The sequence below is a fragment of the Proteus vulgaris genome (assembly GCF_023100685.1).
In the GTDB taxonomy this organism is placed as follows: Bacteria; Pseudomonadota; Gammaproteobacteria; order Enterobacterales; family Enterobacteriaceae; genus Proteus.
Map to the genome: position 1 here is coordinate 2,085,927 of NZ_CP090064.1, position 25,881 is coordinate 2,111,807.

Sequence of the window (25,881 nt, forward strand, 5' to 3'; positions counted from 1 at the left end):
AATTATTATTTCAATGTTTGTGTTTTATTATCCGTGATTGAACCGTGATCGTTAACTGCATTCCATGTCACTTGGTTGGCTTGAATACCAGAGATATTCCACGAGGCTTCAGCCATTGGAGGTACCATGCCTGGGTTATCTAATTCTTTATTACCTACGACTAATTGACCAAATGAAACATAATAAGGTGTTGGATTTTTAGCTTTTAATTGGTCGCCTTGTTTTTCAAACGTTAAGGTTTCATAAGCTGTCGCCGCCGCTGATTTCGATAAGTTTGCAGGTCTATAAATAAGCTTAATTTTATTATTAACAGAAATAGTCAAATTATTGACAGCATTAGGATCTGTTGGTGGAATAGATTTTATATTTAACCAATAAACAGATTCTTTATTTGTTGATAAACGAGGATCTGTTAATACAATACGCACTGCATTTGCTGATTCTGCTTCAATTCTAAATAAAGGTGGTGTTACTGAAAATGGCGGTTTAGTTGAGTCATTATTATCAAAATTTTCAATCCATGATTGAACTAGATAAGGTATTTTTTCATTATTTCTAACGGAGATTGATGCCTCTTTTTTGTCACCTTCATAAATAACACGAGTACCACCTAATACTACACTCGCATTAGCATTAATAGTAACTATGCTTAAAAGTGATAAGGCAATAATTGATTTTTTCATTTATATTTCCTTTGAAAAAAAGAGGGAACCTACGTTCCCCTTTGACGTAAATATGGGGTAATTAAATATAGAGTAATAAATTATTGAGTATATTTAATTGTCACAGTAACATCCGCATTAGCATTTCCTGGTGATACTTCTTCTGCCGTGGTTACATAACGCGCATAATATGTTTTTTGACCTTGATTACCTTTTAGTGTAATACCTTCTGCTTCAGTATTTGGCGTGAAATAAGTCTCACTGTTAGGATCACCTAAAAGACCAATACCAACACCTTTTGCGTCACTTACTTTATATAAGCTAGGGTTTTCATTATCTTCAGTTCCTTCAAATGTCACTCGTGCGGTTCCTAATGTTGCAGGGCAACCACTTAAGCCGATGGTAAATGGCATTGCTTCTGTTTTTTCACCTACAGTATTAAAGGTATTTGTTAACCAAGTGCCTAATTGGACCGTGCCTTCATTTTGATTTTGGTTATTAGTTTCAACTGTGCAAGTTGAATCAATAAATTGACCTTTAAAATGAATAACACCAGTTGTGTTACCATCAGCAGGTGCTGCATTTGCAATACCAGAAAATGAAGCTGCAATAATAGATGTGATTAAAAGTGTTTTAGAAAAAGTCATAAGTTTTCTCGTTAAATTAAATAATGTTTATTTATTTAGTCGGCAATATTTCGAAGATTTAAACATTAAATATGTGCCGGCATGTTCAACTCGAAGAAATTATATTTACTTTTCCTTATGAGATCTACATTGCAATACCTTTTCAAAAATTTGCTGTAGTTTGAAATATTAAATTTTTAAATATCATTTTTGTACTTTGTTTTTGGTGATTTAGTCTGATTTTTAACTTACATATAATATTAAAATCTGATAATAAGCATCTTGTGAGTGCTTGATATAATGTTCGAAATTGTAACGTAAAATTTCAGAGGACATAGAATTTAACGCTTTCTTAGGATTTATCCTTATATTAGATAAATAATATAAATGTTTGATCACGCGCAGTATAAAATTTAGGCTCTACGTATAAATCGCTAGTATTAATAAAATAAAAGTTAATAACCTGTATTACAGATTAATTTTATTTAAATAAAGCGATGGTGCAAAGAAATGATATTATTCATTGTGGCTAAAGAGTTAATGACTCTGTTGTAATCAAGCTTTAAACACGGTGGTTATAATGGAATGTTAAACTTAAAAATGAGAATGGGGAGTATCATGAGAAAACAATATAAGAAGATGGCCACTTATTTTTCGTTTTTATTTATTGTTTCGGCATTGGGTGCCTACTATTGGCTTAAACTACCCTATTCTTTTTCTTATCAGCGTCAACTGGCTACTAATTTTATTAGTAATATCAATAATGAAGAATATGAACAGGCATTTAATCTGACACAACGAAACATGTACACAGGGAAAACATTAGAAGAGTTTAAAGCTAAAGCGATAAGAGAAATCCCTGCTTCTGGATATCAGTTTGCTTATAGTTTTCCAAAACAAACAAATGGAAACCGACTACGTCGTTGGTTTAATGGCACTGAAGTCGAAATGCAGGATATCAATATCGAATTTAAAGGCCCCACTGATCTTAGGATCACGCTAAGGCATACTGGCGATGACAAATGGGAAGTTTTTTATATTACAAGTCATGCTGGATAATAACGCTTCATCTCTATTTTTATTCAGCCCATTTTATTGCCACTTCCACGGCTTTCTTGTACTCTGCACCGCTTCTTACCTTGAAATTAATAATACGTATTTGAGAAAATCATGACAGGACATATTTCTAAAGATCCACTACATGGCGTCACTCTTGAAATGCAGGTAAATGCGCTGGTGGCTAAATATGGTTGGGCTAAATTAGGTCAACTTATCAAGATTAACTGCTTTAGAAGTGATCCTAGCGTGAAATCAAGTTTGAAATTTTTGCGCAGAACTCCTTGGGCACGCGCTGAAGTAGAAGCGCTCTATCTCGATTCTCTTGAAGCTGATATTGATGATGTGATTGAAGTGATCGACCATCCTGATTGTGATCCTTGGGCGAATAGCCGTCGAAAGTAAAATATCTAGAATCGATAAAATAGTACTGAAGATATTACTCTCACTCATCCCTAAACTCTTTTGGCGTCATACCAAATTCTTTTTTAAAGATAGAGTAAAAGTATTGCAATGACGGATAGCCACACATCACGGAAATTTCTTGAATTGCGAGTGTTGTCGTGGCTAATAAATTTTGAGCGCGTTTGAGTTTTTCTTCATAAATAACAGTATGAATTGTCTTGCCAATTTCCTTTTTAAACCGTTGCTCTAAATTAGAACGCGACATATTAACTGCATCTAAAACTTGCTCTGTTTTTATCCCTTTACAGGCATTGTAATAAATATAATGCATAGCTTGAACAACAGTGGGATCGTTAAATGAGTGAAAATCAGTTGAGCGCCGTTCAACAATTTTAACGGGGGGAACTAATATTCTTTGCTGTTTATCTGTTACATGCCCTTCTAGGGTTTGATGTAATAATTTTGCAGCTAAATATCCCATTTGCCGTGAACCTTGCACAACAGAAGATAATGCAATGCGGGATAAATAGCGTGTCATATCTTCATCATCAATTCCGATAATGCTTATTTCTTCAGGCACATTAATATTTAAATTATCGCAAACTTGCAATAAATGACGCGCTCTTGCATCAGTGACCGCAATAATCCCTGTTTGTGGCGGTAAAGTTTGTATCCAATCAGATAAACGATTCTGTGCGTGTTGCCAATTTTCTTGGGTAATATCCATGCCGTTATAAACAATGCCTGGATATTTTTCACTGGTGACTAATTGACGAAAAGCGTGCTCTCGTTCATTAGACCAATGGGGATGATCTTTTGCGGGTAAACCATAAAAAGCAAAATGCTTAAGCCCTTTCTGTTTTAAATGCAAAAAGGCTTGCTGAACTAATTCATAATTATCAGTGGCGATATAAGGTACTGGCGGGTAATTTTTTTCTTGGTGATAAGAGCCACCTACACCAATTACCGCTAACGATGATTGGCTTAAATGCTTAGCAATAATTGGATCGTCAAAATCTGCAATAATACCGTCACAAACCCAGTGATTAATATTATCCAGTCGAGTACGAAAATCTTCTTCAATAAAGACATCCCAATGGCACTGTGATGCCTGAAGGTATTCTCCAACCCCCTCAACTACTTGACGGTCGTACACTTTATTAGCATTGAATAACAGCACAATACGAAAGTATGTATCTTTTTTCATTTTTGTTTACCTATTCCCCAAGGCTGGCATTAAACCATAGCTTTAGATTTGTAAGAACTTGCTTTCATCGCTATGTGATTACTATCACACAAGCCAAATTTCGTAATAGCAAAGTAAAAAATAGGAATAACCAATGTTAAGAACAACGAGTATTTTGTTTTTAAACACGATTGCCGAGGAGATTTTTCATGTATCAGAATAACTTTAATAAATTAATTTCTAGGCAAAATACCTATAGCGCAAAATGGTGTAATAGTAACGCCAATGTTATTCCATTATCTGTTGCAGATATGGAAATTGCTGCACCTGATTTTATTACAAACAAACTTGCTGAATTTAATCACAAGGGAATTTATGGTTATACCGATCTTAGCCATGATTGGAATAATGTTGCCGCTAATTGGTTTAAAAGCCAATATCAATGGATAGTTGCCCCTGAGACGATTGTATTTTGTCCTCGTGTTATACAAGCGGTTTCACTTTATATCCAGAATTTCACACAAATAGGCGATAAAGTCACAACGCTGTCTCCGGCTTATCATCCTATTAGTAATGCTGTTTGTGTAAATAACCGCGAGTTATTAGAAAGCCCATTAATTTATCGTGACGGTTATTATGAAATTGATTTTGACGATCTAGAAAATAAGTTTAAACAGTCGGTCTGTTTTATGTTGCTCTCACCACACAATCCAACAGGTACGGTATGGCAACAAACTGACTTAATAAAAATAGCAAAGCTTGCACAAAAATATCACGTTTTTATTATTTCTGATGATGTGCACGCAGATTTTGTTTTTGATGATGCTCTCTATCACCCTATTTCATCTTTAAACACCTATGTAGAACAGCACTCTTTTATTTGTACATCTCCAGCTAAAACTTTCAATTTAGCAGGACTAGAGATAGCGAATATTGTGATTGCTAACCCTGAATATCGTGAAAAATTTAAACAGTGTTTGATTGCCGCTGGTATTCATAATCCAGGATATTTTTCTGTTCCCGCTTTTTTACAAGCCTATACCTTACAAGGCCAACAATGGGTTGGTGAATTAAAAACGTACCTTGCTGATAACCGACGTTGGGTAAAGGAACAATGTGAACGTCACTTTCCCGATTGGGTTATCACACAAAGTCATGGCACCTACATGCTATGGGTTAATTACCAAAAAATGCAGTTAACCGAAGAACAACTAAAACATTGGTTTGTTTCATTAGCCGAAGTGGAAATGAGTTGGGGGCGTGGTTTTGGTGCGGTTGGGGATGGTTTTTTCCGCATTAATATCGCGACACCTCGTTCAATATTAGAAACCGTTTTCACTCGGCTTATTCGTACCTTACCTCACGCCAGTTTGGAATAAATTACAATGAAAACGCAAACGATAAACAGCCCAAGAACGCCTACGCTTCTTGAATCGCTCTTTCCTATTCTCACTATGGTGGTGTTATTAGGAGGAGGCTATGCCGCTTTTGATTTACCACCAGAACCATTAATGGTGCTTTCGACTGTTGTGGCTGCACTGTTAGTAAAACGGTTGGGATATCGCTATGACGAAATCTTAACAGCTATCTCACAAAAGATTGCTAAAACTATGCCAGCATTGCTGATTTTAATCAGTGTGGGCTTGTTAATAGGCACATGGATGATTGGTGGCACCATTCCACTGATGATCTATTACGGCTTGAAAATGATCAGCCCAGAAATGCTATATGTTACAGCGTTATTGGTCACGTCATTGGTGTCGGTCTGTACAGGAACATCATGGGGTTCTGCTGGAACCATCGGTGTTGCATTTATGGGCGTTGCAGTGGGCATGGAAGCAAACCTTGCAGCTACAGCGGGTGCCGTAGTTGCTGGGGCTTATTTTGGTGACAAGCTTTCACCATTATCAGGTGATACTAACCTTGCCGCAATGGCAGCAAGGATCGACCTTTATCAACATATTTGGCACTTACTTTATACCACACTGCCTTCGCTGATTTTAACGGCGATTGTGATGACGGTTTATGGCATGAATGGCGATTTAGCGGGTCAAGGTGTGCCAGAAAAAGTGACATTAATTACTAATGGTCTTGAGAATGTTTATAACTTCAATCTTATTCTTCTCATTCCAGTATTAGTGATTTTATATGGTTCAGTAACGAAAAAACCCACTATCCCAGTGATGTTAGCTTCTGCCGCAATTGCGATGCTTAACGCTTATCTTATTCAAGGTTTTGGTTTACATGACATCGTAAAAAGTGCGGTTGATGGTTTCAACGTCTCGATGATCCAAGGTAAAGAAGTTCCTGAATTGTTAGGTAATTTGCTAAATCGTGGTGGCATGAACTCCATGATGAGCACTCTGCTTATCTGTTTCTGCGCCCTCTCTTTTGCTGGTACTTTATCGCTAAGTGGCGCATTAGAAGTGATTGTCCATGCATTGTTAAAAATGGTGCACTCAACAGGTTCAATGATCTTAGCCACAATTGCCTGCGGACTAACCATGATTGGCGTGACCTGTAATGGACAAATCTCAATCCTTATTCCTATTGAAATGTTACGTGGTGCCTATATTGAACGAGGCTTACATCCTAAAAATCTGGCGCGTACTGTAGAAGACTCCGCCACTATCTTTGAACCTATTTTACCGTGGACTGCTGCAGGCGCTTATATGGCGGGTACGTTAGGTGTTGCAACCTTAAGTTACTTACCTTGGGCTGTATTGTGCTGGAGTGGCATCTTCTTTGCCATGCTGTGGGGTTTTACGGGCTTTGGCATTGCCAAATTAACACCAGAAGAGCAGGAAGAAATGACTGCTGAGCTTGGATCACATTCAGAATTACAACTTGATACTAAATAAGGACGGTTCCATGTCTTACTTTAATAAAATTGAACAAATTCAATATGAAGGCACAACAAGCGATAACCCATTAGCATTTCGTTACTATAACCCTGATGAGATTATTTTGGGTAAACGAATGGAAGATCACCTAAGATTCGCAGCTTGTTATTGGCATAACTTCTGCTGGAATGGTTCTGATATGTTCGGTATCGGCACTTTTGATAGACCGTGGCAAACACCTGGTGAAGCTTTAGAGCAAGCTAAGCGTAAAGCAGATGTGGCCTTTGAGTTCTTTCATAAGCTCAATGTTCCTTTCTACTGTTTTCATGATGTCGATGTAATTTCTGAAGGGAATAGCATCAATGAATATATTTCTAACATGGCGGCGATCACCGACGTATTAGCGAAAAAACAAGAAGAAACTAACGTTAAGTTATTATGGGGAACTGCAAACTGCTTCACTAATCCTCGTTATGGCGCAGGTGCTGCAACAAACCCTGATCCTGATGTTTTTGCATGGGCCGCAACACAAGTGTGTGAAGCGATGAAAGCGACAAAAGCGCTGGGTGGCGAAAACTATGTATTATGGGGTGGACGCGAAGGCTATGAAACGCTATTAAATACTGATTTACGCCAAGAAAGAGAGCAAATTGGCCGCTTTATGCAGATGGTGGTTGAGCACAAACACAAAATTGGTTTCCAAGGCACATTATTGATTGAGCCAAAACCTCAAGAGCCAACAAAACATCAATATGATTATGACACTGCAACCGTTTATGGCTTCTTAAAGCAGTTTGGTCTTGAAAAAGAAGTGAAAGTAAACATTGAAGCAAACCACGCAACATTAGCAGGACATAGCTTCCACCATGAGATTGCAACTGCGATTGCGTTAGGCATTTTAGGCTCAGTTGATGCTAACCGTGGTGATCCGCAATTAGGTTGGGATACAGACCAATTCCCAAATAGTGTAGAAGAAAATGCACTAGTCATGTATGAAATTCTTAAATCTGGTGGCTTTACTACAGGTGGATTAAACTTTGATGCTAAAGTTCGTCGCCAAAGCAATGATAAATATGACCTATTCTACGGGCATATTTCAGGAATGGACACAATGGCAATGGCATTACGCATTGCGGCAAGAATGATCCAAGATGGTGGCCTTGATAAATTCACGGCACAGCGCTATTCAGGTTGGAGTGCTGAATTTGGCCAAAATATCTTACAAGGTAAATTAAGCCTTGAAGATGTGGCGAAATACGCACAAAGCAATACATTAGCGCCACAGTTACAAAGTGGACGTCAAGAAATGCTAGAAAGTTTAGTGAATCGCTATATTTTTGGTTAATGGCATAAACGTAATAACACAGCGGGTTTTCCGCTGTGTTTATTAATTAGATACAGGTCATGAGGTAATTTCATGTATTTAGGGCTAGATTTAGGCACTTCAAGCGTTAAAGCGATCATCATGAATGAGCAAGGCGATGTTATTGCCAGCCATTCTGTTTCTTTAGCAATATCACGCCCTCACCCTCAATGGTCAGAACAAGATCCACTGCAATGGTGGCAAGCAACGGAAGAAGCTATTCTCCAGCTTGGTCGCAATTATCCGATGGAACAAATAGAGGCAATTGGATTAAGCGGACAAATGCATGGAGCCGTTTTACTTGATGCTCAACAAGTCGTTTTACGCCCTGCGATCTTATGGAACGATGGCCGTAGTTTTAAACAGTGTCAGATGCTTGAGGCTAAATATCCTCAGTTTAAAAAAATCACTGGTAACTTAGTTATGCCCGGCTTTACGGCACCAAAACTACAATGGGTTGCTGAAAACGAGCTTGAAAATTTTCAACGTATTGCGCATGTTTTATTACCGAAAGATTTTTTACGTTGGAAGATGAGTGGTAATTTTGCCAGTGATATGTCGGATGCCGCCGGTACGCTTTGGTTGGATATGCAAAAGCGTGACTGGAGTGATGAACTTTTAGGTGCAACAGGCTTAACGCGTCGGCAGATGCCAACATTGTTTGAAGGTAATCAAATCACCGGTTATCTATTAGCTGATGTGGCTAAAAAATGGCAAATGAAGCAAGTACCTATTATTGCGGGTGGCGGTGATAATGCTGCGGGGGCAATCGGTGTTGGCGTTTACCAACCCGGTCAGGCGATGCTCTCTTTAGGTACTTCTGGTGTTTATTTTGTTGTTAGCGAAAAATTTCTCCAAAATAGTGACGATGCAGTACACAGTTTTTGTCACGCATTACCCAATACTTGGCATTTAATGTCAGTGATGTTAAGTGCAGCATCATGTCTTGATTGGGTGTGTCAATTGACAGGAATTGAGAGTGTGAGTGCGATGTTTGAAGAGATTGAACACGCTACTTTTGCTGATAGCCCTCTACTCTTTTTACCTTATCTTTCAGGTGAACGGACGCCTTATAACAACCCTAATGCCAAAGGTGTTTTTTGGGGATTAACTCATGAACATCAACGTGCTGACTTATGCCTAGCTGTTCTTGAAGGTGTAAGTTTTGCATTACGACAAGGGATTGAAGTTGCTGATAATGCTGGGCAATTAGCGGATAACATTACGTTAATTGGTGGTGGTGCAAGAAGCGAATATTGGCGACAACTTCTGGCAGATATTACAGGAAAAACCCTTGATTATCGCCAAGGTGGTGATGTTGGCCCTGCACTTGGTGCAGCAAGACTGGCACAATTAGCAGTAAACCCTACTCATTCATCACAAGTAATTCTTTCTCAACCTAAGCTTGAAAAACGCCATACACCCAATTTAGAAAAACATAAAACATACGAAAAAAAATATCATGCTTTTAAAAAGCTATATTCATTGATTGATACGATGGAAATATAGCAATATTGCGTCAATATCAGGGTAATACTTAAAACCACTCAATAAAGAGTGGTTTTATTTTTCACTTACAGTTGTAAGATAAGATGCACTATGAGATCTCTCTATATTGAAAACATAATAGATAAGAAGGCAAAATGAAAAAATTAGGTTTAGTTATCATCGGAGTATCATTGCTAACGGGTTGTATGACTAAATCTCTATGGAACAATAATCCTGTTTCAGATTTTACTTATCATTATGAAGAAGAATATAAAGATGTAATTACTGAAGTAGTTAAATTGGAATTAAAAGAAGATAAAGAGCCATTAGTTATACGAGATGGTAGCGCTATTTCACTTAGAGGGATGTCACTAGCGAGTAAAACCCGAATTTATAATATCTCTTATGGTGATTACCCATTAAAAGTTATCTATAAATATATGCCAAAAATGAAATTTAGCGCCAGAATAGCATCTCAAGGTGCCGTTCCTTTTGAAATTCAAAATAGACACGTTAATAAAGGCGATAATATTTTAGCTTCTGATATTCAAGGTGTTTTCTTATTTTCAATCAATCCTGAAGTAAAACTACTGGAAAGTGAAATAAAAGAGCTAGAACAGGCTCATTTTAAAAAAGAGTGCAAAGCACAAGATGGTAGCTTGCAGTGGTGTATTGATTTTTGGATCAATGCCAATGTTTTTGAACGTAACCAAACGAGATATGTGGTTATCGTAGAAAAAGTGTTACCTAAACCTATTAATATTGCTCTTTATGATTTAAAAGGCACACCAAAACTGGCTCCATTAGGCGCTTTATTGGGTGTTGTTGTTCAGAGTGCAGGGAATTAATTTTTTGGAAGGGTTATGATCCGGCTAAATATTTTTTCCATTGGCACGTAATTAATATTTACTCCATCGATATTAGCCTGAATCCATTCTTCTGGTTCAATATTTTTCCAATTTAAATCATAACCTGCAGCTAACGATAGGTGCTCAAAAAATAGCCGCTGAACTCTTCCGTTACCTTCTCTAAAAGGATGGATCATATTGAACTCAATATAATACTCAGCAAGTTTTTTACAGAAATCGTGTCGTTTTAGATTAATTAGCCAGTTTTCTTTTTCTAGTTGTAAAAATAATTTATTCACTTCGATAGCAATTCTTGTATTGGTACAAAATCGTGTTCCTCCTTTAGATATATCAATTGTTCGGATTTTTCCCGCCCAATCATAGAGTTCAGAGAAAAGTTGATAATGTATATAACAAAGGTAATCTAAATTATAAGGAGGAAGGAAAAATCTAATATTTTTAATTGTAATGGCAGTAATTTCTCTTTCTGCTTCCTCTAGGAGTTCAATATTTTTTATGTTTAATTTGTTTTTTAAGGTACTTGAGCCAGAATAACAATAATGGTCGTGGATGACGTCATATTTGTCCATATGTTATCCTTGATAATACTTTGCTAGAATTTTTTCTAAACTTGTTGATTCATCAGGAATTTTTATATCTAACCCCTCTAATCTTGAACTATCACAAAATTTCTCTAATTTATATTTTTCATAATATTCGTAGGGATCAAAACTATTTAAAACAGGTAATTTCTTTAATTTGTCTATTTTTACTTCTAACGCCTTCCAACTCTTTGCTTTAATTGTAAATCCCAGTTTTCCTGATAGTTGTTTTTTAGTATCTAAAAAAGATCCCATTTTATAATTTAATGAATCACCTGAATTTAACCAAAGAATAAAGTCATTAATTGACATTATAGTTTTGTATAATGAAATCCAATCTGTAACTATAATTTTTGTATCAAGTTCATTTTCGATAATTTTGACGAGCTCATTAAAAGAACCTAATAATTTTAAATCCTCTATATTATTAGTTTTTAAAATATTTTTAATATACATGTTCAAAGCTCTCATTCTCTAAAATTTACTGATATATTCATCATACTATATCGTGTTTTTTTATTTAACAATAGTAATTGAAAATACGACTTTCAAGGTAATTCCTTGCTAGTAATAGGGCTTACTAGCAAGGAAAAAATTAACGATACCCGCTACGATGGTTTTTGGCTGACCAACTATAAGTTTCATCACTAGGGGCTAATTTCTGTTTTTTCTTGAGGGCTTGTGCTTTTTTGGTGGCTTTTTCAACTTCGAGGGAGATTTCGGTAATAATGGAGTCTTTGGTTCTGTTCATTTCAGCATTAGTTAATTCACGTCCGAACTTCTTTTTCTCTTGAGCTATTCGGGTTCTTACTCGCATTCGTTGGGCATCTGTCATTTCTTGGAGTGTCAGTTTCTTCATTCTTTTACCCTACTTATGTTGAGTGAGGAGAGATTAATATAACACTATTAAGATTCCTCTCCATCATTATATTTAAAATTGGAGAAATTAATTTATTATTACATTAAAAATGCATTACGCCTGAATAAGTGCGTAATGCATAAACAATAACTGTAAATAACAAATTAAACTAATTGCAGAAATGCTGTTTTAAATCCATCGATATCTTGCTGTGTTGTTGCCCAAGAAGTACAAAGACGTAAGCAACTCAAATTAGGATCTTCAAGTAATACACGATGAAAAACAAACTGTTGTGTTAATTTTTCCGCAATCGTGTTTGGCAGAATAACAAAAACTTGGTTAGATTCTGGCGGTGCTAAAAATTCAAAACCTTGTGCAGTAAAGAATTCGGTTAATTGTGATGCCATTTCATTAAGGTGTTTGCCTAATTTAAAATAGAGATCATCTTTAAATAAAGCTTCAAATTGCGCACCTAATAACCAACCTTTTGCTTGTAATCCACCCTTTTGTTTTAAGCTAAAACGAAAATCAGATTTTAATGCAGGATGGCAAATCACTAGCGTTTCAGCTGACATTGCACCGATTTTAGTACCACCAATATAAAACGCATCGGTTAAACTGGCGATATCTTCAATAGTCAGATCACTTTGAGCTGACATTAATCCTGCGGCTAAACGCGCACCATCAAGGTACAACCACAAATTATGCTCGTTACAGAAATCACGGAGTGCTTGTAGTTCTGTTTTACGATAAACCGTACCAATTTCGGTGGCATTCGTAATATAAACAAGCTTAGGTTGAACCCAATGTTCATCGTTATGTTCAGCAAGAATAGGTTTTAATAATGCAGGGGTTAATTTACCACCAGCCGAAAATGTGGTGATAACTTTATGCCCTGTTGCTTCAATAGCGCCGGTTTCATGTGTTGCAATATGTCCTGTACTCACAGAAATAACAGCTTGGTGTGGGCGTAAAAAATGAGAAATCGCGGTTAAATTAGTGATGGTACCACCATTAAAAAAGTGAATATCCGCATCAGGTTGTTGAATACGCTGTTTTATTGAGTGAGCAGCTTGATGACAAAGCGTATCCATGCCATATCCATCATAGCGTTGACCCACTGTATCCGTGATTGCCTTCATGACCGCGGGATGTGCAATTTCATTATAATCATTTTGGAAGCGGTACATGTGTTCTCCTGTCAAATGTTGTATTTTTTTATTGTGTTTTATAAATAAAAACGCTCCACATCTAATCAATACACCGATTAAATGTAAAGCGCTTTAATATCTTGAAAATGTAAGTTATTTAAAGCAGACCTCGCCCCAGCGTGCTAATCCTGCGGTAACCGATCCAAAATCATTCCCTTTCACAATAGGAATATTAGGTAATTGTTGTTCTATTGCTTGGCATAAAATCGGTGAACGCGCTGAGCCACCCGTCATAAAGATAGCATCCGGTTTTATTCCCCCTTGTTGAACAGCGTCATTAACTAATTCAATCATTTTACTTTTAGGGGATTCAATCGACTCCACCATTTGTTCACGTTCAATGGTGCATTCTAATGTTTCACTTAATAAGGCGATATTAGCAATATATTCAGGAGAATCTGATAAAGCAATTTTAGCTTCTTCAGCACGTCGAACAATGCTATAACCCAGTGTTTCATTATACACTTCGATTAGACGAGCTATTTTTTCAGGTTCTTTTGCATCTCGTCTAAGTTGATTTAATGCGGCTAAATTTTGACGAGAATAAAAATCTTTTTGTGCTTCGACATTATTAATCGCAATGGGATCCCAGAATTGTTTCAGCGGTAATTTAATACCAGAAGAAGTTAATCCTGTCATACCGAATAAAGGCATAAGCTGTTTAAAAGCAAGGTAAATATCAAGATCATTACCACCAACACGTTGTCCACTATGGGCTAGTAAGGTGTTTGAACGGTCAGTTTTTCCTTGATAACTCGGCCCCATCTGAATTAATGAGCAATCTGTTGTACCTCCGCCAATATCAACGACGAGCACTGTTTGGTCTTTATTTAAGGTTGATTCATATTCAAGCCCAGCCGCTACTGGTTCAAATTCAAACATAATATTCTTAAAGCCAGCCCTTTTAGCTGCGCGGATAAGAATACTTTCTGCTTGTTTATTTGACGTTTCACCACCTAACCCATTAAAGTTAATAGGTTTGCCAATAACGGTATCTGTAATTGCTTCTTGTGTGCTTTTTTCTGCTTGATGTTTAATATTCGCCATCATGGCGCACACTAAATCTTCAAAGAAGCTAATTTGTATATCATGCAGGCCAGAAGCCCCTAAAAAGGATTTCGGTGATTTAACGTAATAGACATCGCGCGGATCACGTAGATATAAACTTAGTGCGGATTGTCCGAAAAGAATATCTTCAGGAACTAATTCAATATCTTCTTCTCGATTAAACGCAATCGACTTTCTTAGTAATTGTTCGCCAATTTCACTGGAAGGTTTAATATTTAAATGGCGAAATAAGTGCTCAGAAACAGATTCACGGGTTGGCGCACAAAGGGTCGATGGAATATAGACATCATTACCTTCTAAAGGCAAAAGAGTCGGTTTTCCTTCTTTCATGATTGCAACAGAACAATTCGATGTTCCGTAATCAAAGCCTATAAACATTCAGCCTCCCCAATAGACTTCATTAAAAAAAGACTGAGCACTCTACATCAAGATTTTTGCAATTACCACCAGATTATAAAGTCAAAAAGAGTGTCAATGAGCCAAGTAATTTAGTGTATGGGGGGCTTATAATATTCTTAACAAAATTAAAATGGTTATAAAATTATTAGAGATTTTTTCAAGAAGGCGCAAAAAACATGAAGATAATTTATTTATGCATTATAGGTATATCTGATTATGAAGGCCCTGATTTTATTTTAGGGGCTTTTGACAACAGAGATGCTGCTGAAAAAGCAAAAATGACTTTCATTAAAGATAATCAAAACGACGAAAATCAAGTTAAAGTTCTCACTGAAAAGGACAGATGGATCGAAGTTGAAGAAGTGAAATTAGACACTTTTAGTTGTGATATCCCTCTTTCAGATTTTTATTATATTGTTTCACGTTTTAGTGAAGGTTTTGGTCAGATCTATCGAGATATTAAAGTTATTTTTGATAACTATGAAAATGCCCTCTCTAAATTAGAACAACTTGAAAGAGAGTCTGATGAATCAGATACCTCATTCCCTGAATACTTTGCGATTGAAAAGCTACAAGCAAATCAAATTAATGCTAAAACCGTAACGCAGTGGTTAACAGGTGACTTTTTCGGTGATGATAATCGTTTATTGTGATCATTTTCTTTCAATGTTGCGTTGGTAGTCGCTATGAACACCAAACTGCTCTTTTAAGAAATCAACAAATAGCGTTATCTTGCGAGGAAGATTTTTTTTATCAGGATAAACTACATAAATAAAGTGTTCAGGTAAATCGAAGTGCGTCAATATTGGGATAAGTTTTTTATCTGTATTTGATAAGGCTGTTTGAGTAATAAAATGAGGGAGTAAAGCAATACCTATTCCCTGCAAAACGGCTTGTAATAATGCTTCACTGTTATTGGCACGATAACTACCTTTAGGAATATGGCTATATTTTTTACCTCTTTGATAAAAAATCCACTCTAAGCCAGCTTGATATAATGAATACGATAAGCAATTGTGATTTTTTAGCTCAGAAACTTGTGTGGGTTCACCATATTTTTCAAGATACTCTGAAGAAGCGTAAAGTTGGCTATGACAAGGTGATAATTGACGCGCTATTAATGAGGAATCGGGTAATTCACCAATTCTAATTGCAAGATCGTACCCTTCTGCTACTAAATCCGTTACTTTATCATCAAATAAAAGTTGTACATCAAGCTCTGGGTACTTCTGCATAAATAAAGGCATTATTTTAGCAAGATGTAACGTACCAAATGACATGGGCGCTGAAATTTTAATGTTGCCTTTGGCTTTATCGCTAAATTGTGAAATGGCCTCTTCCGCCATTACAGCTAACTTATAAGATCCCCGAATATAGCCAATATAGACAATGCCCTCTTCAGTTAAGCTGACACTTCTTGTCGTTCTATGAAATAGGCGTATACCTAATTTCTCTTCTACACCTTGGATGGCCTTACTGACCGCTGATTTTGTCATATTCAATGTTTTGGCTGCTTTGGTAATACTCAAATGCTCAGCCACAGCAATCAGAATGGGAAAAACGTTCATATCATTCATATTGTCAACCTAGAGTAAACAGTGTGTTTCCTTGCCAGTATTCTCAAAAAGGAATATTTTAAGCCTACACAAAAATAATTTATACAAATTTAATATTATGAATAACAAGTATATTCTCTCTCTTGTTGCGGTCTTTTCTGGCGTTTTACTTTCATTAATGATTATGAGTAATAGCTATTTAGCTAGTTTTACAACACCATTAACCGCATCATGGATAACACACGCTATAGGAACTCTTTTCTCTTTAATTATATATATTTTATATTTAAGAAAGAATCAACAGAACAAGAAAAATAATAATAAGATAAAAATTCTATGGTATTTGGGTGGGATACCTGGTGCTTTTACGGTGTTATTAGCTGCAATTACAGTAAATAGCTCATTATCACTTTCAGGTAGTATTATTTTAATGATAACAGGACAAATTCTTTTTAGTGTTATTGTTGATGCAATGGGATGGTTCGGGGTTGAAAAAAGAAAAATTATCCTACGCGATTTGTTTATGTGCTTTTTACTTATTTCTGGTAGCACATTATTAATTATAGGTAGATAACTAATGAGTATTTTTATTTTAATTGCATTGTTTAATGGTGTCTGTATTGTAACAAGCCGTACTTTAAATGGTAAGTTAGCACAAAATAGTAATGCTTTTTATAGCTCTTTAATCAATCACTTAATTGGTTTTATATTCTTAACTGTCTTTGTTTTATGGATAAAAGATTATCATTCTATTGAACTATCAACGATCCCTTTAATTGCCTTTGCTGGTGGTATTATTGGCGCGTTCTTCGTTGTCATTAATAGTTATGTTTTACCGCTGTTGGGTGTCATGTTAACTTCTGTTTTAGCCATCTGCGGACAAATGATCTCAAGTCTGATTATTGATATATGCAGTGGTGTTGAAAGCAATAACCTACTATTGCAAATAATAGGTATTTTATTGATTATTGGTGGTGTATTAATAAAATTTACTAAGCAATTTAAATAAAAAATAAAGGAAGGTTTATCCCTTCCTTTTTATTTTTCCTATTTTTGACTAATAAAGTTATTACTGAAATTGGATATAAAGTAATTTTTATCACAACTCATCGTTATTGTTAGATTGGGTTTTAATCCACCTAAATAGCAGTCAATCGAGTCGGTAAATAAATGGAATAAACATCCTACTGCAATGGCTTTTAATTTCCATGAAGGTAAAAACCATATACCCAAATAAACCAAAGCGGCCCAACCCGTGTGTAATGGATGAAATCCAACACTACAACGATTGGGATCAAAAATAGGTGTTGCTAGCAAATGGTCAATATCAATGGCCATTGTTCCGATCATAAGCAGTGAGGCTATCTTCCAATCCTTACGCCAGAAAAAATAGCCTAATAAAATGGGTGCCAGAAAATGCAAGCTATAGTGTAAAAGTGTTCTAAAAATTTCAAGTATCACAAGATCCCCAATGCTCTAAAAATATTTATTATTTAATTACCAAATAGTTGTTGTATTCTTTATTTGAACTAACTTTAAAGGAGTTTTTTAATTAAGGAATTCATAATGAAACGCAATACAATATTGGTTGGTTTATTATCCTCATTACTCGCTGTTTCAGTAGCGAGTGAAGCCTGCTCTAGTTTGGCTATACTTGATAAAAATAATAACGTTTACCAAGGTAGAACACTTGAACTGACGGCAGATTTACCTTCATGGGTTACTTTTTATCCTAAAAATACACAATTTACAAAAAAAGCTCCTAATGGTGAAAATAGCCTAAGTTATAGCAATAAATATGACATATTAGCCGTTACAACCGATATCTTTTTTGATGGTGATGATCATAACTTATTACAAGGTTTAAATAGTGCGGGTTTGTCATTTAGCGCCAATATGATAACAGAAGCTGAATTATCACCGCTTGATAAAAAGGATTATGATAAAGCCATTCCCGTCACTTCTATCGGTGAATGGGCATTAGCTAATTTTTCAACAGTTGAAGAAGTACAAAAAGCGGTTGAGTCAGGTTATTTTTGGGCTCCCGTGTTAAAAAACTTTGGCAATCTAAAATCGCCTTTTCACTATGCCTTCTATGATAAAAAAGGTGGCAGTATCGTCGTTGAAGCCACAAACGGTAAATTACACGTTTATCAAAATCCAACCCGTGTAATGACAAATGGTCCAGACTTTCCTTGGCATTTAACTAACCTTAATAATTATAGCCAATTAACTAATATTGATAAATCTTCAGGTAAATTGGCTAATATCAATGTCGTACAGCCTGATAGTGGCATTGCAACATCTCAATTACCTTCATCAGATACGTCTGTCGGCCGTTTTATCCGCGCGGTTTATTTTTCAACCTATGCACCAACAACCGAATCGACACCTGAAGCGATGAATACTCTAGCGCACATTATGAATCGCTTTGATAGAACAAAAAATATCACGGCTGATATCATGGGAGAAAGTCAAAGCACCAGTAATCAACTGCAAACGGAATACACGGTTTGGACAACGTTATCTGATTTAACGAATGGTGTAATGAAAATAAGAGGCTATAACGATATCAACTATACCGAATATTCTCTTTCACAGTTTAAAGATATGAATAAACCTGTTTTTGAACAGATTAACGTGAGTAAATAATCTTTCATCGTTGTGTTAGAGGCTGGCGACTTATTATTAACGCCGCCTCTACTAAGATAACAATATACAAAAGAAATATTTTTAATATGATGCTGAATTAGGCAATGCCCTACCTATTTCACCTAATGCAAATGCTAAATCAACGGCTGCAATCTGTGATCCTGTATAGGCATCAATCTGAGACATTTGTGCATTTAATAATGCAATTTCTGCGGTATTAATTTCGGTTACTGTTCCCAATCCGTTACGATAAAATTCTACACTGGCGGTATAGGTTAATTGTGTTGTCTCTACTAAATTTTTAGACGCTTTATTTGCCTCAAGTGCCGACTTGAGTGTATTTTCGCTAATTGAAATCTCTTTTATTGCAAGATCTTGGCTTTTGCGTAAATTTTCTTGAGCTAGCCTAATTTCTGACTGTGCATTTGCCATTTTAGATTGACGTATTCCGCCTTCATATAATGGAATACTGACTCCAATCAAGATATTAGAAGATGACGTTCTTTGGCTAATATCAGGAAGTCCCTGAACATCAAAGCTACCTGTTCCTCCTGCAAGTGCACCAGCAAGATATACTTTAGGGAAATAGTCAGATTCGACAGAATTAGCAGCCTTAATTGCGGCTTGCTGTAATTCATATTGCGCTAAAACATCAGGACGTTGTGCAAGTGCTTTTTTTATCACATCATGAGTTAATGGTGAAATATCATCAGGAAGAAAATTATCATCGGCATAATTAATGGTTATTTTTTCAAAAGGTGAAACGCCAATAGCAGACAATAAGATTTGATATTGATCTTTTTCATGACCTTTAGCTAACACGTTTTGTAATTCAATTTGTGCAACTTGTTGTTTTGCTAATGCTACATCCAATACGGTCGCTAATCCCTTCACTCGTTTTTGCTCAACGGCATATAAAATATCTTTACTTCTTTGAAGGGCCATTTGAGTAATATTCACCTTTTTTTGTGCAGCACCATAGCTAAAATAGGCAACCGAGACATCATGAATAATCTTCTGATGCATCAGATTAAAATTAAGATTTATTGCTAATGAAGTATGTTTGGCAGCATCGACTAATGCCCCTCTTTTACCAAAATCAAAAATAAGCCACCTAAATGTGAGTGCTGGAATAAAAGCGCTACTAGATGTTTTTATATCATCAACAATAGGATTTTTAGGTAAATCAATTTTCCCATGTTGATATCCTGCGAGTGCTGTTGCTGTGATAATTGGCAAATATGTACTTTCTACCATACCAATATCAGTGGCTGATTTTTTGGCTAATTCCCATGCAATACGTGTGTCTGGGTTATTTTGTTGCCCTAAATCTATCAGGTCAGCTAAAGCATAGTGAGATTTAACCGTTCGTTCTTGAGGGAGCGATAAGTATTGCTCAGCCGGTGAGGAAAGATATTGAGTATTATCATAAGCGATAGGCTCTTGAGAATATTGCTTAAATGAACTGCTTGTGTCAACACAACCAACAAGTAATAGGCTTAACAGAGATGACAGAATATTTTTCTTATTATTAATGACTAAATTTATCATTATAGTTTTTCTCTTATTAAATGTTTAAATACAAGCTCTCTTTCATCTACTGGTAATATTTTCATTTCTTTATTAAGGATGTTTTTTTTAAATTCATATTTTGAATTTTCATCGATATTTGAATAAGAAAATTTATCTTCAAAAATAAATTTATGAGCGTAATTATGATAACTAATATAAGAAATTTTATTTAATGACTCCTTAAAAAAGAGCATTAGGTTTTTATTTCTTTCTCTATCTTTTTTTTCAAAAATGAGTAAGTTTATATTGTCTTTTGACTGTGTGATAGCTTCATTTACGGATGAAACTAAATCTAACATATCGTTTTTATTTGTCGAATATCTTAGGTCTATATAATTATCTAAAATAGAGGTGATTTGTTTGTATATTGTATTAACAATACTTGAAGGCCATACTTTTGTGAAAATAATGTACATCACAATATTACCTAACAAAATACCTAAAATACGATCAGAGACCACGTCCATATCAAAACTAGGTTTAAATCCATGTAATGTTGTTAATAAAAATGCTAAACCGACTTGTACACCGGCATAAGAGATACGTTCATTACCAACAGCAACCCAAGCTGCAGGTAATAAGCAGAAAAAGATCAGCACCATTAATTCAAAAACATCAGATAAGTTAGGGATAATATAGAGCAGTGAAATCATGCCAATTAGTGCCCCAATTAGGCATCCGGTGATCCGCAATGTTAATTTATGAACTGTTTCACCGACAGATGTTAATGCCACAACATAACAAGTGATCATTGCAGTATGAATACCCTGCCATTTAAAGTAATCATAAAAAATATAACATAGAATAGCGGCTATAGTGGTTTTTAAAGCGAAGTATTTATGGTTAGGATTTGTAAATGCATCACTAACAAAAAAAGGTGTTTTTTTCTGTACTGGTTTAGTTTCTCTTTTATTAGATAAAATCTTATCAAAAATATTTAATAAGTGAAGTTTGCTTATTGTATATTGTTCTTGTTGTTTATCTTTTATTTTATCTATTTGATGATGTGTAAAACAATCGGCAATTTCTAAACATCTTTTAGAAAGAAGAAAACGTATAGAAGTTGGTGTGTTTTTATCAAAAGTTAATGACATAATTAATATTTTATAAGAGTTATCAATAATATTTTCTAGCCATTGAATATCTTCTCTTCCCCGTAAATAAAATATTTTAATAAACATTAAATAACGTTTACATTCTGTTTGTGTACTCAGTAATTCACTAATTTCGAGTTGGCTTTCTTTTCTTCCTAAAAAGAAATCACTTGCAGTAGAAAAGCGTTTGGCGATTCTGTTTAACAGTAATTTTCTTGGGCTAATGCCAACAAAGAAATTAAATAAAATAACCAATAACATTGGAGATACTGCCATCAGTAATGCATAAAGTAATGCTCTTGTTGCAACATCTCCTACAGGGATATCATCAATTAAAGTCATTAAAAAGGCGATAACTAAAGCGACTAAATTACCAATATCACCAAGGCTACTGGCCGATGCTAAATACATAAAAGCAGCTGAAAATAAAGCCATAAAGAAGAATCGTAAAATAATATTTTGTATCGTGAGATTAAAAAGAACAAAGATAATACACACAACAATAGAACATAAAATAATTACGCCAACAGATAATAATATATTTTGTACAGCATCAGCTTTGATTAAATAGATAATTAAATAGCAACTTATTGCGGATTCGGGAATTTCATAAATCATCGCAATAGCAGCCATTAATGCACAAAGCAATGCAATGCGCCAAGTAGTTGCTAAACGAAAATCAAAGGGTAACAAGTCTTTTTTGACTTGTTTCACTATTAGAGAGGGTTTAACAATCATCGTCGTTAGCTATTATATTAACAGTTGCTGTAGCGCCAACCCGCATAAGATCTTCTGGTGGATTGGTGATAGTGACTTTAACAGGAAACCGTTGTTGAACTCTAACCCAATTTAATGATTTAGGTACATAAGGTAAGTCTCTTGGAATATTAATAAGATCAGTTGACATGATCCCTCGGCTAATCCCTTCTACTTTGCCTTTAATGGGATGTTTATTATCAATCATTGAATAAATAACGACGCAGTTGCCTATTTTTATATTATTTAAATCGGTCTCTTTAAAATAAGCTGAAGCATACCAAGTATCAGTATCAATTAAGGTAAAAACAGACTGTCCAGAAATAATAAATTCACCTGGTGATAGCACTAATCCAGCAACGTAGCCATTGCTTGGTGCTTTTACTTCAGTATTACTTAATTCCCATTCAGCCATTGCCAATGAGGTTTTTAACGATTTCACTAATGCTACTTCTGAATCTGTATTATTAATTAAGGCTTCTGAGGCGACATTTTGTTTTTGTGCCTGTTTTAATGTGACTTCTGCATCATGTTTTAATGTTCTAGCATCATCAACTTGTTGTGCGGTCACAAATCCTTTTGCTAATAATGGCTCTAATCTATTGAGTGATTGAGTCGCTAATAATAAATTGACTTGAGCACGTTTTATTTGTGCTTCTGCAACTTCTGAATTTGATGTTTCTGCAATAATAATACGTTGCTTGTTACTTAATGTTGCTTCAGCAATCATGAGTTGTTCTTTTGCTTGCTGAACTCTTAATGCGTACATAGTGGGATCGATAGTAAACAGTAAATCCCCTTTATTAACCTTGCTATTTTCTTTGACGTAAATAGCACTAATTCGACCTGGCACAGTTGATGATATGTTAATTTTATTGGCATCAATTATTGCATCTTCACTGAGTGGATTTAACGCTGATAATTGAATGTTTTTCCATAATAAGATGAGTGTAATCACAAAAACGCTCACCGTGATTATAAGTGCCAGCTTTTTTTTGATTTTTTTATCCATAATTTTTTAATAAGAAAAATAAAATAAAGAGATGGTTAAAGAAATTGATAACAATATTGCAAAATAAAAGATTAAAGGAAGTGGCAATTTATCATCAATACCCCAATAGATAAGTAACACACGTATGACCAAAGCCCCTAATAAGCCAATAAATGTACATAACATCCAATATGGGAAATAGGCGCCTAACATACTAATAAAAGGAGAATGGCCTCGAGAACAACCTGATAACAGCAATATCATTATGCTCAAGCTAGTAATACGATAATATTTTTTTATTATATCCAAGGTAATACACTCGTCATTTTTCGATAAATTTTATGGTCCGTTTTCAACACGATAGTGTTTTTATTTATAGTATTTAATCAATGAATTAATCTAAAACATCCCATCAAATAGATGTTAGATGTTTTTTATCTATCAATCTATAGCCTTATCTTAAATTTTTTTATTGAAAGAAGGACTCCATTTTCAAATATGACTGTAATTATGGGCGTTACATGATTTTAAGAGTATAGTAGCTAATCTTTCAGCCCGACTAGATATTACAATTTTTATTATGGAATCAGCGTTTTCTGCTCAAAATATTCGACATATTCTTGCTACTAACACACCTATTATTGATGTGCGTGCGCCTATTGAATTTAATCAAGGTTCGATCCCTAATGCGGTTAATTTGCCTTTAATGAATGATGAAGAGCGCGCGGCCGTGGGAACTTGTTATAAACAACAAGGCTCACAAAAAGCGGTTGATTTAGGACATCAATTGGTTAGTGGTGAAATTCGTGATAACCGTATCGCAGCTTGGCGTGAAGCTTGTGAGCAATTTCCAAATGGTTATATTTGCTGTGCTCGTGGAGGAATGCGTTCTCATATCGTTCAGCAATGGCTTAAAGAAATCGGTATAGATTATCCATTAATTGAAGGTGGATATAAGGCGTTAAGACAGACTGTTATTGAAATGACCAATGAATTAGTTCAGCGCCCTATTATCCTTATTGGTGGATGTACTGGTAATGGAAAAACGACATTAGTGCGTTCATTACCTGAAGGTATTGATCTTGAAGGTATTGCCCATCATCGAGGCTCTTCTTTTGGCCGTACTGTTGAAGATCAATTTCCTCAAGCGACATTTGAAAACCATCTTGGTATTGAAATGTTGAAAAAATCACAAAAATACCCGAGATGGGTGCTTGAGGATGAAGGTCGTGCTATTGGGGCTAATGGATTACCTGAATGTTTGCGAGCAAAAATGGCCGAGGCATCAATCGTTGTTGTTGATGATCCCTTAGAGCGACGTATTGAGCGTTTAAAAGCGGAGTATTTTGATCGTATGACTCATGATTTTTTAGAGATATATGGCGAAGATAAAGGCTGGCAAGCTTATAGCGATTATTTACATCATGGTTTATTTGCTATCCGCCGTCGATTGGGATCTCAACGCGCTACGGAATTAACACAATTACTCGATAATGCTTTAGAAATACAAAAAAAAGAAGCTAATACTGAAGCACACTTTACTTGGTTAACTCCTTTACTGAAAGAGTATTACGATCCTATGTATCGTTATCAATTAAGCAAAAAGGCAGATAAAATTATTTACCAAGGAAGTTACGAAGAAGTCATGCAGTGGTTTAAAAACTAATAAATAGCTAAGATTTTCTCTATTAAATACGGACACCAAAGAAAAGCCTCATAAATTTATATTATGGGGCTTTTCTAGTTTACTTGGTCAAGTTTTAGTTTGATATAACCATAACCCTAAGATTATCATTAAACCAAAGAAAAAAGGCACAGCTAAAGATAGTTCTAAGAAAATAAATCGATTAATGTTGATCCCCTGTCCTCTATTTGAGAATTGCAAAGCTAAAGGCAAAGCACATAACCCAGACAGAAAGCCGATCCCAACTAAACGATATAATTTAATACGGTTTTCTTTTTGTGTTAGATGGTCTTGTTTACGCTGGTATTGAATGTATTTCCAACACAAATAAAGTAGCCCTAATACCGAGCCTAAATGTTGTAACAATTTATAAATCGCAATCTCTTGGCTATCGGTCATTCCTTGTAATAACTGTGCTTGTAGTACAGAAAAAAATCTGACGGCAGTTCCTGTTTCATGGGTAAATGAATCCCATACAATATGCGTTACTGCGCCAATATACAGGGATAAAACAAATAGACTCAATGTCCGAAGATTGAATTTTAGAGGGTCATATAAAGGTATGGGCGATACATATTTTAATGGATTTCTGAATAAGTAATTTAAGATAAAAACGAAGATACAAAAAGGAAATGCAGTATAAAACCAACCTAATAAATCATGTGCTGTTGTTGCTGATTGGTATAAACCAAAAGAATAGAGTAAATCCGGTGAAGTACTTCCCACAATTAATGCAGGTAAATTAAGGTTTTTTCCTATTTGGGACTGCTTTATGGGGAAAACAATAGAAGGATGTGAAAAAGTCCACGGCATAGGAATATCTCTATAATATGAAGATGAATAACAAAAATTAGTATGAGTATATCAGTAGATTAGCTAAGCTTTATCTGATATCACAACGATTATTAAGATTAAAGAGGTTCATTGTCATTAATACAAAAACGCCACTAATGGTGAGAA

General features: G+C 35.3%; 27 protein-coding genes. 12 read left to right on the top strand and 15 right to left on the bottom strand.

Going from position 1 to position 25,881, the window contains the following annotated elements:
* Nucleotides 1–5 precede the first annotated feature (5 nt).
* Together LW139_RS10280 and LW139_RS10285 are read right to left on the bottom strand one after the other, a co-directional pair.
* Nucleotides 6–683: a fimbrial biogenesis chaperone gene (locus LW139_RS10280; protein ID WP_247851164.1), complete on the bottom strand. Its 678-nt coding sequence runs from the start codon at nt 681–683 to the stop codon at nt 6–8.
* 80 nt (nt 684–763) lie between these two features.
* Nucleotides 764–1,309, bottom strand: a complete 546-nt coding sequence (locus tag LW139_RS10285; protein WP_166541251.1) for a fimbrial protein — start codon at nt 1,307–1,309, stop codon at nt 764–766.
* A 597-nt stretch (nt 1,310–1,906) separates the two neighbouring features.
* On the opposite strand from LW139_RS10285, the gene LW139_RS10290 reads away from it, so the two are divergent.
* Together LW139_RS10290 and LW139_RS10295 are read left to right on the top strand one after the other, a co-directional pair.
* Nucleotides 1,907–2,347 carry a hypothetical protein gene (locus tag LW139_RS10290; protein WP_109408261.1) on the top strand — a complete coding sequence of 147 codons (441 nt, stop codon included), beginning with the start codon at nt 1,907–1,909 and terminating at the stop codon, nt 2,345–2,347.
* A gap of 111 nt (nt 2,348–2,458) precedes the next feature.
* On the top strand, nt 2,459–2,749 hold the full coding sequence (locus LW139_RS10295; RefSeq protein WP_109408260.1) for a VF530 family DNA-binding protein: 291 nt from the start codon (nt 2,459–2,461) through the stop codon (nt 2,747–2,749).
* A 40-nt stretch (nt 2,750–2,789) separates the two neighbouring features.
* Here the strand turns inward: LW139_RS10295 and LW139_RS10300 are convergent, their stop codons facing one another.
* Nucleotides 2,790–3,956: a XylR family transcriptional regulator gene (locus tag LW139_RS10300; RefSeq protein WP_109408259.1), complete on the bottom strand. Its 1,167-nt coding sequence runs from the start codon at nt 3,954–3,956 to the stop codon at nt 2,790–2,792.
* 188 nt (nt 3,957–4,144) lie between these two features.
* On the opposite strand from LW139_RS10300, the gene LW139_RS10305 reads away from it, so the two are divergent.
* The 5 genes from LW139_RS10305 to LW139_RS10325 all read left to right on the top strand — a co-directional run bounded on the left by LW139_RS10305 (nt 4,145) and on the right by LW139_RS10325 (nt 10,477).
* On the top strand, nt 4,145–5,314 hold the full coding sequence (locus LW139_RS10305; RefSeq protein WP_208105247.1) for a MalY/PatB family protein: 1,170 nt from the start codon (nt 4,145–4,147) through the stop codon (nt 5,312–5,314).
* A gap of 6 nt (nt 5,315–5,320) precedes the next feature.
* Nucleotides 5,321–6,796, top strand: coding sequence for a Na+/H+ antiporter NhaC (gene nhaC, locus LW139_RS10310; RefSeq protein WP_109408257.1), 1,476 nt, complete (start codon nt 5,321–5,323; stop codon nt 6,794–6,796).
* A gap of 10 nt (nt 6,797–6,806) precedes the next feature.
* The gene (xylA, locus tag LW139_RS10315; RefSeq protein ID WP_247851165.1) at nt 6,807–8,123 is read left to right on the top strand and encodes a xylose isomerase; all 1,317 of its coding nucleotides are present in this window, start codon (nt 6,807–6,809) and stop codon (nt 8,121–8,123) included.
* A 72-nt stretch (nt 8,124–8,195) separates the two neighbouring features.
* Nucleotides 8,196–9,650: a xylulokinase gene (xylB, locus tag LW139_RS10320; protein WP_247851166.1), complete on the top strand. Its 1,455-nt coding sequence runs from the start codon at nt 8,196–8,198 to the stop codon at nt 9,648–9,650.
* A 134-nt stretch (nt 9,651–9,784) separates the two neighbouring features.
* On the top strand, nt 9,785–10,477 hold the full coding sequence (locus LW139_RS10325; protein ID WP_247851167.1) for a hypothetical protein: 693 nt from the start codon (nt 9,785–9,787) through the stop codon (nt 10,475–10,477).
* Here LW139_RS10325 and LW139_RS10330 read toward each other — a convergent pair.
* From LW139_RS10330 to yegD, 5 genes are all read right to left on the bottom strand, one after another.
* Entirely contained in the window at nt 10,474–11,067 is a 594-nt protein-coding gene (locus tag LW139_RS10330; protein WP_166541246.1) for a putative adenosine monophosphate-protein transferase Fic, read from the bottom strand. The genes LW139_RS10325 and LW139_RS10330 overlap by 4 nt on opposite strands.
* Nucleotides 11,068–11,070: 3 nt before the next feature.
* Nucleotides 11,071–11,535, bottom strand: coding sequence for a YhfG family protein (locus LW139_RS10335; RefSeq protein WP_247851168.1), 465 nt, complete (start codon nt 11,533–11,535; stop codon nt 11,071–11,073).
* Nucleotides 11,536–11,674: 139 nt separating this feature from the next.
* Nucleotides 11,675–11,938: a DUF3811 domain-containing protein gene (locus LW139_RS10340; RefSeq protein ID WP_109408254.1), complete on the bottom strand. Its 264-nt coding sequence runs from the start codon at nt 11,936–11,938 to the stop codon at nt 11,675–11,677.
* A 164-nt stretch (nt 11,939–12,102) separates the two neighbouring features.
* Nucleotides 12,103–13,128 carry a threonine aldolase family protein gene (locus LW139_RS10345; RefSeq protein WP_247851169.1) on the bottom strand — a complete coding sequence of 342 codons (1,026 nt, stop codon included), beginning with the start codon at nt 13,126–13,128 and terminating at the stop codon, nt 12,103–12,105.
* 114 nt (nt 13,129–13,242) lie between these two features.
* Entirely contained in the window at nt 13,243–14,595 is a 1,353-nt protein-coding gene (yegD, locus tag LW139_RS10350; protein ID WP_109408252.1) for a molecular chaperone, read from the bottom strand.
* A gap of 197 nt (nt 14,596–14,792) precedes the next feature.
* Between yegD and LW139_RS10355 the strand changes: the two genes are divergently transcribed.
* Complete coding sequence (locus LW139_RS10355) at nt 14,793–15,269, top strand: hypothetical protein (RefSeq protein WP_247851170.1); 477 nt, start codon at nt 14,793–14,795, stop codon at nt 15,267–15,269.
* Here the strand turns inward: LW139_RS10355 and LW139_RS10360 are convergent, their stop codons facing one another.
* Nucleotides 15,270–16,193: a LysR family transcriptional regulator gene (locus tag LW139_RS10360; RefSeq protein WP_166541241.1), complete on the bottom strand. Its 924-nt coding sequence runs from the start codon at nt 16,191–16,193 to the stop codon at nt 15,270–15,272.
* Nucleotides 16,194–16,290: 97 nt separating this feature from the next.
* On the opposite strand from LW139_RS10360, the gene LW139_RS10365 reads away from it, so the two are divergent.
* Entirely contained in the window at nt 16,291–16,746 is a 456-nt protein-coding gene (locus LW139_RS10365) for a DMT family transporter (protein WP_166541240.1), read from the top strand.
* A gap of 3 nt (nt 16,747–16,749) precedes the next feature.
* Entirely contained in the window at nt 16,750–17,181 is a 432-nt protein-coding gene (locus LW139_RS10370; RefSeq protein WP_166541239.1) for a DMT family transporter, read from the top strand.
* A gap of 38 nt (nt 17,182–17,219) precedes the next feature.
* Here LW139_RS10370 and LW139_RS10375 read toward each other — a convergent pair whose 3' ends face one another.
* Entirely contained in the window at nt 17,220–17,633 is a 414-nt protein-coding gene (locus LW139_RS10375) for a DUF6122 family protein (RefSeq protein ID WP_247851171.1), read from the bottom strand.
* 102 nt (nt 17,634–17,735) lie between these two features.
* Between LW139_RS10375 and LW139_RS10380 the strand changes: the two genes are divergently transcribed.
* On the top strand, nt 17,736–18,824 hold the full coding sequence (locus tag LW139_RS10380) for a linear amide C-N hydrolase (protein WP_247851213.1): 1,089 nt from the start codon (nt 17,736–17,738) through the stop codon (nt 18,822–18,824).
* Between the two features lie 81 nt (nt 18,825–18,905).
* Here LW139_RS10380 and LW139_RS10385 read toward each other — a convergent pair whose 3' ends face one another.
* From LW139_RS10385 to LW139_RS10400, 4 genes are read right to left on the bottom strand one after another with little or no spacing between them, the layout of a single operon-like run.
* Entirely contained in the window at nt 18,906–20,375 is a 1,470-nt protein-coding gene (locus tag LW139_RS10385; RefSeq protein ID WP_247851172.1) for a TolC family protein, read from the bottom strand.
* A complete protein-coding gene (locus tag LW139_RS10390) occupies nt 20,375–22,228 on the bottom strand; it encodes an FUSC family protein (RefSeq protein ID WP_247851173.1) in 1,854 nt (617 codons plus the stop codon). The genes LW139_RS10385 and LW139_RS10390 overlap by 1 nt, the downstream gene beginning before the upstream one ends.
* Nucleotides 22,218–23,258 carry a multidrug transporter subunit MdtN gene (gene mdtN, locus LW139_RS10395; protein WP_109408243.1) on the bottom strand — a complete coding sequence of 347 codons (1,041 nt, stop codon included), beginning with the start codon at nt 23,256–23,258 and terminating at the stop codon, nt 22,218–22,220. The genes LW139_RS10390 and mdtN overlap by 11 nt, the downstream gene beginning before the upstream one ends.
* A 6-nt stretch (nt 23,259–23,264) precedes the next feature.
* Nucleotides 23,265–23,501, bottom strand: a complete 237-nt coding sequence (locus tag LW139_RS10400; RefSeq protein ID WP_227336871.1) for a YtcA family lipoprotein — start codon at nt 23,499–23,501, stop codon at nt 23,265–23,267.
* 316 nt (nt 23,502–23,817) lie between these two features.
* Between LW139_RS10400 and mnmH the strand changes: the two genes are divergently transcribed.
* Nucleotides 23,818–24,903, top strand: coding sequence for a tRNA 2-selenouridine(34) synthase MnmH (gene mnmH / locus LW139_RS10405; RefSeq protein ID WP_247851174.1), 1,086 nt, complete (start codon nt 23,818–23,820; stop codon nt 24,901–24,903).
* A gap of 87 nt (nt 24,904–24,990) precedes the next feature.
* Here mnmH and LW139_RS10410 read toward each other — a convergent pair whose 3' ends face one another.
* A complete protein-coding gene (locus tag LW139_RS10410) occupies nt 24,991–25,734 on the bottom strand; it encodes a DUF4184 family protein (RefSeq protein ID WP_166541232.1) in 744 nt (247 codons plus the stop codon).
* Nucleotides 25,735–25,881 lie beyond the last annotated feature (147 nt).